Source organism: Methanomassiliicoccales archaeon (assembly GCA_026394375.1).
Classification (GTDB): Archaea; Thermoplasmatota; Thermoplasmata; order Methanomassiliicoccales; family UBA472; genus JAJRAL01.
The window spans coordinates 112,923-128,825 of record JAPKYJ010000013.1 but is presented as its reverse complement, the minus strand read 5'-3'; the positions used below and the strand labels follow the sequence as shown (position 1 = coordinate 128,825).

Annotated in this window: 17 protein-coding genes and 1 tRNA gene; 9 read left to right on the top strand and 9 right to left on the bottom strand. The window is 58.5% G+C overall.

What is annotated here, in order from left to right:
* Positions 1 to 189 precede the first annotated feature (189 nt).
* Positions 190 to 2,181, top strand: a complete 1,992-nt coding sequence (gene acs, locus NT137_02550) for an acetate--CoA ligase (protein MCX6652216.1) — start codon at positions 190 to 192, stop codon at positions 2,179 to 2,181.
* Here acs and NT137_02545 read toward each other — a convergent pair whose 3' ends face one another.
* Positions 2,182 to 4,041, bottom strand: a complete 1,860-nt coding sequence (locus NT137_02545) for a GNAT family N-acetyltransferase (protein MCX6652215.1) — start codon at positions 4,039 to 4,041, stop codon at positions 2,182 to 2,184.
* A gap of 204 nt (positions 4,042 to 4,245) precedes the next feature.
* Here NT137_02545 and NT137_02540 point away from each other — a divergent pair.
* Positions 4,246 to 4,317, top strand: a tRNA-Gly gene (locus tag NT137_02540).
* Positions 4,318 to 4,647: 330 nt separating this feature from the next.
* On the opposite strand, the gene NT137_02535 is transcribed toward NT137_02540, so the two are convergent.
* The 6 genes from NT137_02535 to NT137_02510 form a co-directional block, all read right to left on the bottom strand.
* A complete protein-coding gene (locus tag NT137_02535; GenBank protein MCX6652214.1) occupies positions 4,648 to 6,381 on the bottom strand; it encodes a DUF5591 domain-containing protein in 1,734 nt (577 codons plus the stop codon).
* An 88-nt stretch (positions 6,382 to 6,469) separates the two neighbouring features.
* Entirely contained in the window at positions 6,470 to 6,829 is a 360-nt protein-coding gene (locus NT137_02530; protein ID MCX6652213.1) for a DsrE family protein, read from the bottom strand.
* Positions 6,830 to 6,834: 5 nt separating this feature from the next.
* Complete coding sequence (locus NT137_02525) at positions 6,835 to 7,194, bottom strand: DsrE family protein (protein MCX6652212.1); 360 nt, start codon at positions 7,192 to 7,194, stop codon at positions 6,835 to 6,837.
* A gap of 10 nt (positions 7,195 to 7,204) precedes the next feature.
* Positions 7,205 to 7,486, bottom strand: a complete 282-nt coding sequence (gene tusB, locus NT137_02520) for a sulfurtransferase complex subunit TusB (protein MCX6652211.1) — start codon at positions 7,484 to 7,486, stop codon at positions 7,205 to 7,207.
* Positions 7,487 to 7,511: 25 nt separating this feature from the next.
* Positions 7,512 to 7,922, bottom strand: coding sequence for a DsrE/DsrF/DrsH-like family protein (locus tag NT137_02515; GenBank protein MCX6652210.1), 411 nt, complete (start codon positions 7,920 to 7,922; stop codon positions 7,512 to 7,514).
* Positions 7,923 to 7,961: 39 nt separating this feature from the next.
* Entirely contained in the window at positions 7,962 to 8,195 is a 234-nt protein-coding gene (locus NT137_02510; protein MCX6652209.1) for a sulfurtransferase TusA family protein, read from the bottom strand.
* A 106-nt stretch (positions 8,196 to 8,301) separates the two neighbouring features.
* Here NT137_02510 and NT137_02505 point away from each other — a divergent pair, with 106 nt between their 5' ends.
* From NT137_02505 to pyrI, 3 genes are all read left to right on the top strand, one after another.
* Entirely contained in the window at positions 8,302 to 8,673 is a 372-nt protein-coding gene (locus NT137_02505) for a helix-turn-helix domain-containing protein (protein MCX6652208.1), read from the top strand.
* Between the two features lie 63 nt (positions 8,674 to 8,736).
* Complete coding sequence (pyrB, locus tag NT137_02500) at positions 8,737 to 9,669, top strand: aspartate carbamoyltransferase (protein ID MCX6652207.1); 933 nt, start codon at positions 8,737 to 8,739, stop codon at positions 9,667 to 9,669.
* Positions 9,666 to 10,124 carry an aspartate carbamoyltransferase regulatory subunit gene (gene pyrI, locus NT137_02495; protein MCX6652206.1) on the top strand — a complete coding sequence of 153 codons (459 nt, stop codon included), beginning with the start codon at positions 9,666 to 9,668 and terminating at the stop codon, positions 10,122 to 10,124. The genes pyrB and pyrI overlap by 4 nt, the downstream gene beginning before the upstream one ends.
* A 3-nt stretch (positions 10,125 to 10,127) precedes the next feature.
* Here the strand turns inward: pyrI and NT137_02490 are convergent, their stop codons facing one another.
* Positions 10,128 to 10,499, bottom strand: coding sequence for a roadblock/LC7 domain-containing protein (locus tag NT137_02490; protein MCX6652205.1), 372 nt, complete (start codon positions 10,497 to 10,499; stop codon positions 10,128 to 10,130).
* 231 nt (positions 10,500 to 10,730) lie between these two features.
* Between NT137_02490 and NT137_02485 the strand changes: the two genes are divergently transcribed.
* The 4 genes from NT137_02485 to NT137_02470 are packed head-to-tail and all read left to right on the top strand — an operon-like array spanning position 10,731 to position 13,177.
* On the top strand, positions 10,731 to 11,072 hold the full coding sequence (locus NT137_02485) for a 4Fe-4S binding protein (GenBank protein MCX6652204.1): 342 nt from the start codon (positions 10,731 to 10,733) through the stop codon (positions 11,070 to 11,072).
* Entirely contained in the window at positions 11,073 to 12,344 is a 1,272-nt protein-coding gene (locus tag NT137_02480) for a hypothetical protein (GenBank protein ID MCX6652203.1), read from the top strand.
* A gap of 13 nt (positions 12,345 to 12,357) precedes the next feature.
* A complete protein-coding gene (locus NT137_02475; GenBank protein ID MCX6652202.1) occupies positions 12,358 to 12,891 on the top strand; it encodes an AAA family ATPase in 534 nt (177 codons plus the stop codon).
* A gap of 1 nt (position 12,892) precedes the next feature.
* Positions 12,893 to 13,177, top strand: a complete 285-nt coding sequence (locus tag NT137_02470; GenBank protein MCX6652201.1) for a hypothetical protein — start codon at positions 12,893 to 12,895, stop codon at positions 13,175 to 13,177.
* On the opposite strand, the gene NT137_02465 is transcribed toward NT137_02470, so the two are convergent.
* Positions 13,174 to 13,572, bottom strand: a complete 399-nt coding sequence (locus NT137_02465; GenBank protein ID MCX6652200.1) for a hypothetical protein — start codon at positions 13,570 to 13,572, stop codon at positions 13,174 to 13,176. The genes NT137_02470 and NT137_02465 overlap by 4 nt on opposite strands.
* Between the last annotated feature and the right edge of the window lie 2,331 nt (positions 13,573 to 15,903).

The window sequence follows — 15,903 nt, the reverse complement described above, 5'->3', positions numbered from 1 at the left end:
CCTCCTTCCGAACCTTTATCCGGATACGATTTTCGTAATCATCGCTGCAATTAGTATCTATTTCGTTGATTGTCGGCCCTTCTTTCCGTAACGGTTATATGAATATCGGTCATACATCCCTACGCCCGCGAACGACTTGCCGACGCCTGGCAAGGACGCGGAGGTAGAAGGCCAGCCGGAGGACCGAGAATGAACGATGGTAAGACCATTGAGTCGGTGATGAATGAGGACCGAAGGTTCGAACCGTCTCCCGCATTCAGGGAGAAGGCCAGGATCAAGAGCATGCAGGAATATGAGCAACTGTACAGAGAATCGATCGCCGACCCGGTAGCGTTCTGGGAGAAACTGGCTAAGCAGGAGCTTCATTGGTTCTCTCCCTGGAGGACGGCGTTCTCATGGGACAAGGAGAACACGGTCATAAAGTGGTTCGAAGGAGGCAAGCTCAATGCCAGCTACAACTGCCTGGACCGTCATCTGAAAGGGCCGAGCAAGAACAAGGCGGCCATCATATGGCAGGGGGAGCCGGAAGAGGACGTTCGCACCTTCACCTACCAGCAACTTCATCGCGAGGTGTGCAAGTTCGCCAACGTACTGAAGAAGATGGGTGTGCGGAAAGGGGACCGGGTATCGATCTATTTGCCAATGATACCGGAACTGACGGTCTCCATGCTCGCCTGCGCCCGCATCGGTGCCGTGCATTCCATCGTTTTCGGTGGCTTCAGCGCCGACTCGTTGCGAGATCGCATCAACGATTCTGACTGCAAGCTCCTCATCACCGCCGACGGCTCCTACCGCAGCGGCAAGAGCATCGCTTTGAAACAGAATGCGGACGTGGCCTTGAACAAGGGCACGACCGTGGAAAAGGTAGTGGTCGTGAAACGCTCAGGTCTCGATGTCAACATGGTCTCCGGACGTGATTTCTGGTGGCACGATGAGATGAAGGACGCGTCCGCCGTCTGCGAGGCGGAGCACGTGGACGCAGAAGACCCTCTTTTCATCCTATACACCTCGGGATCCACCGGCAAGCCGAAAGGAGTGCTGCACACCACCGGCGGCTACATGCTCTTCGCCACCGCCACGTTCAAGTATATTTTCGACTACCGGGACGAGGACACCTACTGGTGCACCGCAGACATAGGCTGGATCACCGGTCATTCGTATATTGTCTACGGGCCTCTCTCCGCTGGCGCCACCTCGATCATGTTCGAGGGCGTGCCCACCTACCCCCAGGTAGATCGCTTCTGGCACGTCGTGGAGAAGTTCAAGGTGAACATCTTCTACACCGCGCCCACGGCCATCCGCTCGCTCATGCGCGAAGGGGAGAAGTGGCCCGAAATGCACGACCTATCATCGCTGCGTCTGCTGGGGACGGTGGGCGAGCCCATCAACCCCGAGGCCTGGATGTGGTACCATCACAATGTGGGCCACGAGAAGTGCCCTATCGTGGACACCTGGTGGCAAACGGAGACGGGGGGCATACTCGTGACTCCCTTGCCGGGGGCCATCACCACCAAGCCGGGTTCCTGCACCCTGCCGTTCTTTGGCATCGAGCCGGCCATCTTCAAGGAGGACGGAACTGAGGCAGGGCCGAACGAAGGCGGCTATCTGGTGATCAAGAAGCCCTGGCCGGGCATCATGCGCACGGTCTACGGGCAGCACGAGCGCTTCAAGGAGATCTACTACTCTCGCTGGAAGGGCATCTATTTTACCGGAGACGGAGCCCGAAAGGACCGGGACGGATACGTCTGGATCATGGGAAGGGTGGATGACGTCATCAAGGTGTCCGGACACCGCATTGGCGCATCAGAGGTGGAGAGCGCGCTCGTTTCCCATCCAAAGGTCGCGGAGGCGGCGGTCGTACCCATGCCCCATGAGATCAAGGGCGAGGCCATCTACGCCTTCGTCACCCTGAAGGCGGGAGTGGAGGATTCAGAAGAGCTCAAGAAGGAGCTGGTGAAGCATGTGCGGACGGCAATAGGTCCGATCGCTTCTCCAGAGGTCATCCAGTTCGCTCCCGGGCTACCGAAGACCCGCAGCGGCAAGATCATGCGCCGTATCCTCAGGAAGATAGCCACGGGGGACCTGGACAACATCGGAGATACCACTACCCTCGCCGACCCGTCCGTCGTGGACAGGCTGGCAGAGAACCGCATCAGCGTCACGTGCGAGCCCAAGAAGTGATTAGAAGAGGGCACGCACGTCGATGACATCCTCCACCAGCTTGGTCTCCACCTTGAGACCGGAGCGGTGGAATATGTCCAGCATGCGGATGTTGGTGGGGAGGATCTCCGCCGTGAAACCCTTTATTCCCACATCTTTTGCGTATTCCACGAGCATGCCGAACATCTTTGTGCCCAGCCCTTGTCCTTGGAAATCGTCCCGCACCGCGAAGGAGGCCTCCGCCAATCCTGTCACTGGGTCCGTGTCGTAGGCGGCGATGCCGATGGCCTCGCAATGTCCCTCCTCACGGATAAGGGCCACGAAGGCCATTCGCGCATCGTAGTCCAGATTGAGCAGGTTGCGGATCTCCGAAGGCATGATCTTCTCGTAGGAGAGGAAGCGCTCGTGCACGCTCTCTTCCGACAGCGAGTAGAAGAGCTCCTTGAGGATCTCCTCGTCCGATGGCTTCAGGGCGCGGATGCGCACGCCGATGCCCTTGGCCTTGGTGATGATCTGCCGTTCCGCTGGATACGGCCTTCCCGCATAGGGGGCGGCCGAACGCTCTCTTCTCAAGTAACCAAGACGCTTGGCCTCCTCCAGCAGAGAGGCGCGGAACTTGGGATGCGCGACATCTATCAGTTCCAAGGTTCGCTGCCCTATGGTCCTTCCGCGCAGCTCCGCGATGCCGAACTCCGTGACCACGTAGTGCACGTCGCAGCGATTGACCGCGACCGCGCTTCCCTCCGGGAGCACCGGAACGATGCGCGAGACCTTGCCATTCTGGGCCGTGGAAGGAATGGCGATGATGGACTTGCCACCTTTGGACATGGAAGCTCCCCTCATGAAATCCGCCAATCCTCCTATGCCGGAGTAGAACTCATGCTCCAGCTGGTCGGCGCACACCTGGCCCGTGAGGTCTATGGAAAGGGCGGAGTTGATGGCGACCATGTGCCGGTTCTGCCTGATGGTGCATGGACTGTTCGTGTAGGAGCTGGGATAGAACTCGAAGGTGTCGTTGCGATCGACATAGTCGTATAGCTTCTGACTGCCCAGGACGAACGAGGCCACCACCTTGCCAGGGTGCAAGGTCTTCTTGTGTCCCGTGACCACGCCGGCCTCGATGAGCTCTATCAGCCCGTCGGAGAACATCTCCGTGTGCACACCCAGATCCTTCTTTCCTATCAAGGAGTGCACCACCGCGTCCGGGATCGAGCCGTAGCCGATCTGGATGGTCGAGCCGTCCTCCACCAGCGCCGCCACGTGCTTGCCGATGGCCTGCACCTCCGGCTCGTCCTCCCGCGGTCTCTTCCATTCCAGGAGCGGCTCCTCCTGATACACGAAGGCATCGATCTCGGAGACGTGGACCATGGAATCGCCCCCGGTCACCGGCATTCTCGGGTTCACTTGAGCGATGACCGTCTCCGCCGCCTTGGCGGCGCTCTTGGTGATGTCCACGCTCACGCCCAACGAGCAGTTGCCGTTCTCGTCCGGTGGAGCCACCTGGATGAGCGCATAGTCCACGTGGATGATGTTGCTCTCCAGCAGGTCAGCAATCTCAGAGAGGTTGGCGGGAGTGTAGTCGGCCCGCCCTTCCTGAACCGCCCCGCGAACCTCTGGACCGACGAAGAGGGCGTTGAGCCGGAAGCCGGTCTTCGAGCGGTCATGGTCCACCGGGGAGAGGAAGAGGGACAGAGCCTGGATGATCTCGTTGTCCGCCATCTCGCTCGCTCTCGCCCCAAGCTCCTTCACCAAGGTCTGAGGTTCCCCGGCGGCGGTGCCGATGAAGACGGTCTTGCCGCGAGCGATCATGTCCACCGCCTCGCGTGGGCTGACGGCCCTACGCTTGTACCTCTGGAAATCGGATTCGGCGGGAACTGACATCCTTTTCGGAAATGGGCAGGCCACGACTTAAGCTTGAGGAATTGGTTCTCGAGTTCGGTCTTGACCTTGATTCAATAGTGGGATGCTTGCCCTCGAGGATCGGAGGCGAGCGAGAAGATACAAAGGGGGTGAAGCCAGATTGGATCGTTCCCTGAGGTGGCACGAAGAAGCTTTAAAATGAGGAAGTGTGATAAGGTCGCCCGCGCAGGTGTAATCTAGCGGTTAGGATTTTAGCCTTCCAAGCTAAACACCCGGGTTCGAATCCCGGCACCTGCACTCTTCGCGCATCGCTCCTCGCGCAGTTCAAAAGGCGTTGATCCTTCGATCCAGTTCTCGATCTAGAACCACCTGTTCATGGCAGAAAAATCGGTGGGGGGAGTGGGGCTACTCCCCGGCTCACCGTGGGATGGCTGTGCATCGTGCATCCGAACGAGAACACCATAAAGGTGATAGACATCCTCCCAGCTGTAGTGTTCGGCATCCGTATCCAAGACGCATCACTGTTCTTGTGAACGTGGCGCTTATTTAAATAGCGGAGCAGGAGAGGTGAGCGAAAGTCGAAGAGGAAAGAGCAGCTGGCCTTTCCGAAAGTGCTCGGACGCGGAGTCAGCTCTTGCGCTTGTGCCGGACCGCAACCGCCTGACCGCGCTCGCTGGCAAGCATGTCATCCGCGCAGACCGCGGCCACGCCCACCGCCACCAGCTCTCCTTTTCGAAGCACCAAAGCCTCGTCCCCCGCCCGGATGCCAGGGTCGACCGAACGCACTCCCTTGCAGAAGAGGTTGCCCTTGAGATCGAAATCCTCCATCTCCACCCAGTGCTTGCCGATGGGCTGAAGGCGTTCCCCGCCATCCAGCGTGAGGGAGATCATTCCCCGCTCCTGGGTCAGCATGCCCATCTGGACACCCTGGCTCATGATCCTCGAGTAGGGATAGTTGCCTGACACGGAGCATCCTTCGAGCAGACGCTCCCCGCCCTCTCCGAACTGGCAGCGAGCCGCCGAGGCTAGGGACGCGGCACGTTCCGCTCCTCCGGACACGTTTTCGTAAGGTTCGCAGGCTTGACGCAGCGCGCTCTCCAGCGCCGCCAGGGATGTGGACGAAGTAGGCCGGCCGTTGGATGTCTCCGTGCAGTCCACGACCTCGCGCACGAACTCGCTCTCTGGACCGAGGTGGGAGATGACCTGCTCGAAGCCGAGCGAGGAGACGTGCCTCACCAGTTCCTGCACCATCTTCTTCTCTTCCAGGTCCCAGTGACCAGTGACCGGGATGTCATACTGGGCCGCGGGGTAGAAGAGCTCGAGTTCCCTCGGTACCACTCCCAGCGGCGAGGTCACGATGAGCTCCTGTACCACGTAGTGGTTGGCAACGCTGGTGAGGACCGACCGGAAGGCCCGGTGGCTCTTGGAGGTGAAGTAGGGCTTCTTCGCCGAACAAGGTAGGAGCAAAAGGACCTTTTTGTGCGGGGCGGGCCGGAAACGCTCGCAGATGCGCTTTCGATAACGGACGACATCCGGCCTGTTCAGTGACTGCTTGGAGTTGGCGTAGAACCTCGAGCCGACCACCGGGGTGAAACGCTCCTGCAGATCGTAGCATTGCAGGTCGAGAAGGCGGAGGGCTGCCACGTTCCAGGGGGATGCGTTCGAGCGCGTTTCCACAAGTTCCCTCAATCTGCCTGCCTCGATCATGTGCTTGACCAGCTGGAGCTCTTTCCACGCCGAACTCAGGTTGAAGGCCACCTGCTTATCGGGCGAGGCGTTGGAGACGAGCCAAGCGGCCTTGTCCGCCGGCAACCATCCCTCTGGCGTGGAGAGGTGTCCTCTAAGGCCCTGATACATGAGCAAGGACGAATCGACCAAATCGATCCCGGCATATACTAGAAGGGCTAGGTTCGAAACGTCCGCCATTCCAGGAGCGAATATCAGAGGTCGCGGTCCGACCTGCTGCCTTAGGGCGGTCACCTGGCTGACGAAGGAGCGGGCATCGCGCCGCAGTTCGAATGCGCCTTCGAGGACGACGAGCTCCTTTCCTTCCTCATGGGCTCGTCCCTCATTTCCCTTCTCGGTCTCGTCCTGGGTGGAATGACATGCGTCCTCTTCTCCCTCCCGGTCTTCGAGGGCCGGGGGTGCATAGAACCGTTCCGGGAACTCGAACAACGTGCTCTCGCCATCAGGAAGCGTCCATCGGAGCCCGTTCGCGGCCAAGGCCACGATTTCCGCACCATCGGGCGCTTTGATGCTCTCGCTCCGCAGGAAGACCATGTTGGGGGTCGTGACACGGTGATCGTACACGGTCCAGGTCGTTCTCCTGGCGAGACCTGAGCGGGAAAGGTTCTCGATCATCTAGTCGCCAATCACCGCTCCGGATTAATAACTTTGCAGAAAAGGGATAGGATATGGCCAGCTCTTCGCCGGCCAGAGAGAATGGTTCTCAGAAAGTCGTTACCAACGCGTGGTCCTTGATTATCGTTCGAGCCTGGTCCCAGGTGACCTTCTTCACCCCTTCGAGGATGGGCACGTCCCCCACCCGGCTTTTCAGGTCCTCCTCGACCACGAAGACCTCCCCTTCGAAGTCCGCCAGGTCGTTGATGGCCTCCACGTTCGAAGGCATGCCGATGGCGGTCGGTTCCTGCGAAGCCACGGCGTTCAGGGTGCCGTCTCCCACCAGCAGGACGCTCGAACGGCCGACCAGACCGCTGGCCAGCATGGCCAGCGACAACCTCAGCCCCGCGAAGCCTTCTTCCGTTCCGTAAGGCGCCCTTGTGCACAGAATGAGAATGCTGTCTGCCATTTTGATCACCTCGCGAACGTTACCATGCGGTCCGCCTCGGATACGAATTTGGACAGGTGGTTGGTCAAGCTCCCTATCTTGGAGCCTTGGATCTCTTCGCCTCGGTGGATGCCCCGAGCGGCGCAGCAGGTCTCGCAAACCACGACGGTCGCCCCTCTCTCCGCAAGCTTCTTCAGCTCGTTCCCCACGTTGGGGAAACGCTTCGGGTCCTGACCCTCCTTGATGACGGTCACTCCCTCGCCATATCCGAAGAGGCGCACGTTATACCCTTTGTCCAGGGCAGCGGACATCAGCTTGACCGCGCAGTTCGAGTCCATGTTCATCATGGAGCCCGATCGCAAATGAATCAACAGCGTCTTTGGCAACTCCCTCACCTCAGATGGTCACCGACCGGTCGTATCGTTCCATGATGACGTCCACGGCCTGTTGATAGTCGATCTCCTGGAACTTGCCGGTGGCGCAGCCCTTGAACCCTCTGGCAGCCAAATCGTCCTTGAGCACGAATACCTCGTCCGCATGCTCGGACAGATGCTTGCCCGCCTTCTTGTCCACCGCGAAGTACACGGCGTCCTCGAAGAGCATGACGCCTTTCTTGTCGCTGCCCCCGATATCCGGAATTAACTCCAGGCCGGTGGACTCGTGAGGTGACCTGGTCATTATGAATAGGACGGAGGACAAACGATCACCCGATGAAGAACTGCATGTCGCTATCCGCTGCGATATTGAGGAAGGCCGCCGCTCCCAGGAGCTTGACCCCCTTGTCCAGATCCTCTTCCTTCACGTGCATGATGGACATGGTGGTGCTGCAGGCGTACATATTGACGCCTAGCTCCAACGCCATCTTCTTCTGCGCCTCGTAACCCTCCACGCCCACCGCCAACATCCTCTTGTTGAACATGCCTGTGAAGAGCCGGTACATGCCCGGCGCCTTCGGGTTCGCACCCTTCTTCATCAGGCTCAGCCCGAAGAACGTGTGGAAGATATGGACTTCCATTCCCATGCTCGCGGCGGTGTTCCCGATCATGAGGGACATCATCGCCTTGTCGAAAGTGCTCTCGGACACCACGATCACTACCTTCTTTTTCTCTGCCATAACCAATCACCACTGTTATGTGTCGCCTGAGCTGCCAGATCAGGCCGCCTTCTTCCGGATGTAGAAGTAGAAGACTTTGCCTTCTTGCCTCATTTCCACGAGCTCGTTCCCGGTGCGACTGCACCATGCAGGCACATCCTCCTTCGAGCCTGGATCATCCGCCACCAGCTCCAATACCTTGCCCACCTGCATCTCCTTCATCTTCTTTGCTAGCTTGACGATGGGCATGGGGCACATCAGCCCCTTGCAGTCCAAACTCTCATCCTTGTTCATGTGATCACCGTTAACGGTTTTGCACGGTTGTGCGACAACTATAAAAACCTCTTCGCTTATAAGTCTTTCGAACAAGAGCTGACTAGACACGGAGAATGATGTTCCAATGTTGCCTGAGAAGATAATCGGTGAGGTGTCCACCTGCCACGACCTGGTGCAGTGCGCCTTCTCCTTGGGAGCTTTCGAGGTGGAGGTCTACTACCAGTTGACGGAGCTGGGCTCGGTCCGGGCGGACGAGCTGGCGGAGAAGATGGGCAAGGACCGCTCGACCGTCTACCGGGCATTGCAGAAGCTCATGAGCTGTGGCATGGCCTATAGGGAGACGAAGAGCATTGACCGGGGCGGCTACTACCATATCTACAAGGGGATCAGCCGGGAGATGCTGCGCAAGAAGCTCGAGCGTTGCGTCAACGACTGGTACGCACGCATGCAGGACGTGCTCGAGAAGTTCGAACAGACCGGCCAAGCCAAAGCCTGACTGGCTCCCTTCCAGGTCGAAGCTAACTTATAGGATTTGGTGTTATTCAGAGCCGAGGGTAGCATGAGCTTCAAGGGGTCGGACATCGTCTCCATCAGGGACCTTTCCCGAGAGCAGATCGAGCAGGTCATGGACCTGGCGGAGAAGATGGTCCCCTATGCCAAGGGCGAGGCGCACAGCAAGGCGCTGGAGGGGCGCATCCTCTCCAACCTGTTCTTCGAGCCTTCCACCCGCACGCGCATGTCCTTCGAGAGCGCCATGGCCCGACTGGGAGGCAAGACGCTGGAGATGTCCCATCCCTCCATGATGTCGGTGGTGAAGGGCGAGACCCTTACGGACACGGTGCGCATGATCGAATCCTATTCCGACGTCATCGTTCTCAGACATCCGCATGAAGGGGCGGCCAGGCTGGCAGCGCACTTCTCCTCCAAGCCGGTCATAAATGCCGGAGATGGCGCCGGGCAACATCCCACGCAGACGCTCCTGGACCTGTTCACCATCCGCCGGGAGAAGGGGCATATCGAGAACGTCAAAGTGGCCTTGGTCGGCGACCTCAAGTATGGACGCACCGCGCACTCGCTCGCCGAGGCCCTCACCCTCTTCGGAGCGGAGGTGACCTTCGTTGCGCCAGCTAGTCTGCAGATGCCTCGGGAAACGGTCAAGCAGATGGAGAAGCTGGGCGGCAAGCCCAAGCTCACCTCCAAGCTGGAGGACGTCATCCGCGAGGCGGATGTGCTCTACATCACTCGCATCCAGAAGGAGAGGTTCCCGGACCCAAGCGAGTACCTGAAGGTGGCGGGATGCTACCGCATCGACAACGTCCTGCTCCGGGAGGCGAAGAAGGACCTCACGATCATGCACCCCCTGCCCCGGGTGGACGAGATCGCTCCGGAGGTGGATTCCACGCCCCATGCCAAATACTTCGAGCAGGCGTTCAACGGGGTGCCGGTGAGGATGGCCCTCCTGCTACTGGTGCTGGGAGGCGAGCTGGCATGAAGGAGTTCAAGGTCACGCCCATCCGGAACGGCACGGTGATAGATCACATCGAATGCGGCATGGCGTTGAAGGTGCTGCGCATCATCGGGGTCTCTGGAACGAACGTGCAATCGCCCATCAGCGTGCTCATGCATGTGCCCTCCAAGAAGACGGAGTTCAAGGACGTGCTCAAGGTCGAGGATCGGGAGCTAGATCCAAGGGAGGTAGACAAGATCGCCCTCATCTCGCCCCGGGCCACCATCAACATCATCCGCGATTTCAACGTGGCGGAGAAGTACACCGTCAAGCTGCCCGAGGTGGTGCGCGGCATAGTCCGCTGCGGCAACCCCAACTGCATCACCAACCTCAAGGAGCCTGTGGAGCCGGAGTTCATGGTGGAGGCGAGGAACCCGCCCACGCTCAGGTGCATCTACTGCGATCGGATACTAGAGGACACCGCAGAGCACATCATCTGAGCTTCAGCGTAGCCAGACCAGTTCCTGCTTCGTCCTGGTGACCACCTTGTTCATGTTCTCCAGGATCTTCTCGTTGTCGGCCGTCCGCTCGGCGGTGACGACTATGAGCAGGGAAGAAGAGACCTCGGATATGATCAGCTTGGAGGAACGGAAGGTTCCAACGATGTATTCGAGCTTGTCCTTCAGGACGTCGGTGCGCGTGGCCTCGGCGCTGGAGTACATGATGGCGGCCATGGCCGAGAACGTCTCTGGCTTAGAGACGGAAGCAGTCTTGCCAGCAATCAGCAGCCCGGTCTTGGACACGATGGAGGCGCTCTGCACCCCGGGGTCGGCGGTGAACTCCTGTTGGAGTATCTCCTCAAGGATCGCTTCCACGGACTTCGTCTGTTGCGTGTGCTCCCCTCCTTCTGGATGACCGCGCTATCCTAGGGCCCGGACGATGCAGGTAAGCATTTTGTAGCTTAATCCTTTTGGGAAAGATGATGCTTCGTAGAGAGCCGGGTTTCGGAAGCACGCCCCACGCCCCGGAAATGGCGGTCATTCCCTGACTGGCACCCTGAGCAACTGTTTATTATCCCGAACGGGGATTCGAACGCGGGTGTCTGGATGCCCATCAATGTCGACACGCTCAAGTGCACCGGATGCGGACTGTGCGAGCTGGCCTGCAGCTTCCGCCGCGACCGGGTGTTCACCGCCATGCGATCCAGCATCATGCTGCACCTGGACGACAAGCGCAACTACTTCGGCATGATGATCAAGCTGCCCGACGACGATCTGGTGCTGGCGCGGCCAGAGGGGTTGGAGGTCCAGAGGGCCGGGCAATCCTCCGGTGATGATGGCGCGGGGGCCAAGCCCATCATGCTCCGCGAGCCCTGTGACGAGTGCGGGGACGAAGAACCCTACTGCATCCGCATCTGCCCCACCAGATGCCTTTCGGAGGGTGATTGAATGGACTACCTGTGCACCGGCAACGTCCTGGTGGTCGACCTTGCGAAGGGCGAGACAAAGGAGCTCGAGCTGAAGGACGAATGGGTCCGCACTGGGCTGGGAGGGGCTGGTGTTAACCTGATACTTCACGAGCAGTTCCGGGAGAACGATCCGGTGGTGGTAGGGACCGGGCTGCTCACCGCCACCGCCGTTCCCGGCAGCGCTTTGGCGGTGGTGAGCGCACGTTCACCTATCACCGGTCGCATCATGCACTCGCCCCTGGTGAACTTCGCCGGAGCGGAGCTCAAGCTGGCCGGGTTCGACTATCTGGTCCTGCATGGTAAAGCGTCCTCGCCTGTGTACCTATGGCTTCACGATGAGATCGCGGACATCCTGCCTGCGGGCAAGATCTGGGGCAAGGACACCTGGGAGACGGTGGACTTCGTCCGCTCAGAGCAAGGAGAGGACCGCATCCAGGTCATCTCCGTCGGTCCCGCCGGGGAAGGGCAGGGAACGATGGCTCAGGCGGTGGTGGATTATTGGTCCGAAGGTGACAAGGTGGGATTCGGGGCAAGGCTGGGCGCCATGAACCTCAAGGCGGTAGGCGCCAGGGGCATGGGCGAGCTGGAGATCGCCAATCCCGATGCAACCTACGAACTTTGCCTGAGGCTGATGGATTCTGCTCGGGAAAAGGTGCATGGAAGGCACGGCATCGACTCACTCCTGCCCGATCAAGATTTCAAGAACCTGGCCGATATTCGACACCGCGACTCAGCTTGCTCTGGTTGTCCTTGGCCTTGCCGTACCTTCGTCAAGTACAATGAACCTCCCACCGTGCTCAAAGAGGGACTGAAGGAGCCAGGGATGCTCGTCATCGATGCTTCCGGTTACGTCGCATTCATCTCTGTGGGTTTCGATGCGGTTGGTGCGGCCAAGCTGCTGGAGAAGGCCAGCCGGCTGGGATTGGAGCCTGTGGCTCTAGCTTCTCGCCTGCGCGGCCTGGACCTCGATGTTGCCAAAGCAAAAGCGGACGAGCTGGCACGATCAAGGTCAGATGTAACAGGTGTGGCGGATGTCAAAGGATGCCTCCGGCCCGACATATTCAGCCCCTTCGCGCCCAATGGGGGCAGGGAAGAAGATATCGCTCTTGCTTACTTGCTCGGCATATGCCCCCGATATGCGGCCTTGGCAGGCTTGGATGCGAACGTCTACTCGGAATTGATGGCTACGGCCACGGAGCTCGAAGTGCGCGGCCCGGACCTACTGCAGGCGGCCAGGAAGCTGCTGGGGTGAGGAGGAGAATATTGTGAAGGTCATCGTCATCACCGGCATGCCTGGAGCAGGGAAAGAGGAGTTCGTCTCCGTGGCCCTGAGCATCGGATACGAGGTCGTGCGCATGGGCGACGTGGTGCGCGAATGGGCCTCGAAGCAAGGTCTGGAGCCCAACGACAAAGCAGTTGGAAGGTTCGCGAACGACGAGAGAAAGCGCCTCGGCTACGACATCTGGGCGAAGAGGTGCGTGGAGCGAGTGAGATCACCTCTGACGATCATCGACGGCAGCCGAGGATTGGACGAGCTGAGAATCTTCAAGAACGCCTTCGGAGAGGAAGTGCAGTTGATGGCCGTTCACTCCTCCCCCCGCACACGTTTCCAGAGGTTGCAGCGGAGGGGGAGGGCGGACGCTCCTGGCAGCTGGGAGGAGTTCTTGGAGCGGGACCTGCGCGAGCTGAGCTGGGGTCTGGGAGGGCTGATCGCCGTGGCCGACCGCATGATCATCAACGAGGGCACGCTGGATGAGTTCCGGACGAGCGCCTTACGCTATCTGCAGGAGCAGGGCTAGGATGCGCTTCAAGCTCCTGCGCCTTTGTGAATCGAAGTCCCTGACGGCGGTGCCTCAGGAGAGCGTTCGGGTCGACCTGGAAAAGGCTGCGGAGCTTCTGAAGAGCTTAGGATTCCAGGTGGAGGACCAGGGAGTGATGCTGATCGCTCGCGCCAAGGGCAAGGAATACACCCTCTACCCCAACGGCAGGCTCATGCTCCAGCCCGCATCCGATAAGGAGGAGGCCAAGGACATGGCCAGCCGATTCTATGCATCGCTGGAAAGCATCATCGGTCACCGAACCTAGAGAGCATCGACCTGGGCCTTGGAGGTGCCGATCTCCATGCTCGTTCTTCCTCCATCCTCGAACACCACCATGATGCCCAGGCAATCCTGCTCAATGCGGAAGTCGATGGTCTTGACGTTGGCTGTGTAGGTATTGACATGGGAATTAGGCAGCCGGACCTTCCGCAGCATCCCCAATGAGGACATGGTTCGGACAAGATGATAGGCCCGGTCGAGGGGGAGGCTCACCCCTTCAGCGATCAGCCTCACCGTCATAGGTCTTGAGGAGGTTAGAGTGAGGATCATCCTCACCTGTTCGTCGAAGGCCATTCGGGTGATGGCGAACTCCAGTCCAGGTCTTCCCATCAGCCTTTCCATCCGCATGTGCCTATTTACGCCCTGAGATGTGATTCTCAAGACTGATTACCCCAAGTGAGTCTCTCGATCGATATCACTTCTCTGCAGCAGGTAGGCCAGGCTTTTGGAGGAGCGGGGGCCAGAGTTCAGCCAGACGAGCGCACATTTATATCGCCCCGTGACGATTCTCTCTCAAGGGATGGGCGTAATGCACAGGCGGGGCAGGGCAGTAATGCTCGTGGTAATTGTATTTGTCGTAGTGTCCATGCTCCTTCCCTCCGGCGCTGCCTTCGTTCCACAGAGCGGACTTGCGGCGCCTTCGGTCCAGCCATCGCTGCAGTACGATCCGACCTTGCTGTTCAAGAACGGCACCGTGTTCGATGACTTCGCGACCCTTCTGACCATCGGACCACACCCAGTCGACGCGGAACTCGGCGACTTCAACGGAGACTCAGTCCTTGATATTGCCGTTGCTTACTCACCTTCATACTCGACAACCTATCACGTCCAGATCTTCATAGGCTATTCAAATGGATCATTCGAGAAGAGGCCCTGGAAAACCATACTCACTGATTCAACAGACATAAGAGACATGGCAGTCGGGGATTTTGATGGCGATGGCAACTCTGACATCGCCCTCAGCAGAATGAAAGGGGCTCAGTCGGACGTGGTGATACTATTCGAGCAGTTCAATTATGACCCGTCGCATACGCCAAATCCCGTTTCCACATATGATCAACCCGAAGCCCTCTCGGCAGTAAGAGTGAGCGGGAGCACAAACGGATCTCAACCCAGGGACGACATTGCCGTGGTGTGCCGCGGATTGACAAGCACCAATACCGATGATTTTGTCAACGTCATTAAGTATCCATTTTCAAGCCTGAATGATATGATCACTATTCGAATCCCAGATTTCACGTCGTCCTACCTGATGAAGACGGCTGACTTCAACGGTGATGGATACGTCGATTTTGTCATCACGAATGAGTCTTCAAGTGACTTTTACGTTTTGACGAACCCAGGTACCTGGTCGTTCCCCGCCTTCCCGCTCTGGGAGTCGCAGAAGAAGATCAGCATGGACATGGCAATCTCAGCTATCGAGATTGGAGACTTCCAAGGGCTGGGAAGACCTGACCTCGCCGTCTCCAGCGGGACCAGCGGCTATGTCCACATATATAACAATACTGAAGACTTCAGTTGTTACGATACGTTGTACTCACACCGCATTAGAGCACAGAATGGAGTCTCGGCGCTTGCTCCGGGAGAATTCTCCGGACTGTCGGGACTTGACCTGATGACGCTATCAAATCAAGCGGCCAACGCGTCCTGCTTCTACCAGACACCGACCGGCAGCTTCTACTCGATGACGAACGTCACTTTCCCGTGCAACGGACAGCCGGTCCGTGCGCTGTTCGATCAGCTGACCAACGGCAAGAAGAGCGCAGTAATACTTGCCCAAGGAAACGCTGGCAACGGGACGCTCGAAGTATTCCAGTTCACTGAAGCAATCAGAGGCAATTCAAATCTCAACGTCTTCTGTTCTGGAATGGGCTATGGAAGCCCGAGTGGCGGACGCACGTATGGAGGCAGGAACGCAACGGCGATTCCCATCCCCACTCTGAATCGGGTAGTCATCACGGGGTTCAATCCGTATGTGGTACACTATCTCAACGTCGTAGGGTCGCCAATCGCAACGACTTTTCAAGACGTCGACGGGGACTCAATTGGCGACCTTGTGGTCCTAAGCAATTTCTCGTCAACTCTGTCAATTTTCTTGGGATCGTCTGACCCACTTACAGCTGTCTCGCCAGACACGACCGTGAATCTCGGATTGACCAACCCAGTTGGCTTAGTGCCGGCGAATCTCGATGGGGTCGACAACGGTGATCTGGCCGTATCGTACGATGGGGGCATTGCGATCCTCTACAATACAGGAGCCTTCCCGTACTATGCGATGGCAAGCTCCGAGAGTCTGGGGACAACCACTGGAGGGCAGAGACAAGCTCTGGGCGTAGGGAACCTAAATGGCGATGTGAATCGAAGTGATATCGCGGCACTCAACCTTGAATCGGACAAGGTAGAGCTCTATATCAACAACGACCAAACGGGACATGGCGATCATTTCCTGACAACTCCGGACGCAACGCTTAGGGTCCCAGGCGTAGGCCTTGATGGCATGGCAATCGGTGACTTTGATGGCAACGGGTTTTCGGACGTAGCGGTCATCAATGAGTCGACCGGGGTCTTTGTCTTCAAGCAACCCACGGACGGCTTCTATGATGACACGCCAATGTATACTTCTCAGGGCCTTGGAATTTCGTCATCATGTTTTGGTGCAGGAGATCTCAACGACGACGGGAAGGATGATATCGTCGTCAGCCGTTCGAATTC

Coding starts and splice junctions, on each gene's coding strand:
- acs (MCX6652216.1), top strand. CDS start 190: ATGAACGATGGTAAGACCATTGAGTCGGTGATGAATGAGGACCGAAGG.
- NT137_02545 (MCX6652215.1), bottom strand. CDS start 4,041: ATGTCAGTTCCCGCCGAATCCGATTTCCAGAGGTACAAGCGTAGGGCC.
- NT137_02535 (MCX6652214.1), bottom strand. CDS start 6,381: ATGATCGAGAACCTTTCCCGCTCAGGTCTCGCCAGGAGAACGACCTGG.
- NT137_02530 (MCX6652213.1), bottom strand. CDS start 6,829: ATGGCAGACAGCATTCTCATTCTGTGCACAAGGGCGCCTTACGGAACG.
- tusB (MCX6652211.1), bottom strand. CDS start 7,486: ATGACCAGGTCACCTCACGAGTCCACCGGCCTGGAGTTAATTCCGGAT.
- NT137_02515 (MCX6652210.1), bottom strand. CDS start 7,922: ATGGCAGAGAAAAAGAAGGTAGTGATCGTGGTGTCCGAGAGCACTTTC.
- NT137_02510 (MCX6652209.1), bottom strand. CDS start 8,195: ATGAACAAGGATGAGAGTTTGGACTGCAAGGGGCTGATGTGCCCCATG.
- NT137_02505 (MCX6652208.1), top strand. CDS start 8,302: ATGTTGCCTGAGAAGATAATCGGTGAGGTGTCCACCTGCCACGACCTG.
- pyrB (MCX6652207.1), top strand. CDS start 8,737: ATGAGCTTCAAGGGGTCGGACATCGTCTCCATCAGGGACCTTTCCCGA.
- pyrI (MCX6652206.1), top strand. CDS start 9,666: ATGAAGGAGTTCAAGGTCACGCCCATCCGGAACGGCACGGTGATAGAT.
- NT137_02485 (MCX6652204.1), top strand. CDS start 10,731: ATGCCCATCAATGTCGACACGCTCAAGTGCACCGGATGCGGACTGTGC.
- NT137_02480 (MCX6652203.1), top strand. CDS start 11,073: ATGGACTACCTGTGCACCGGCAACGTCCTGGTGGTCGACCTTGCGAAG.
- NT137_02470 (MCX6652201.1), top strand. CDS start 12,893: ATGCGCTTCAAGCTCCTGCGCCTTTGTGAATCGAAGTCCCTGACGGCG.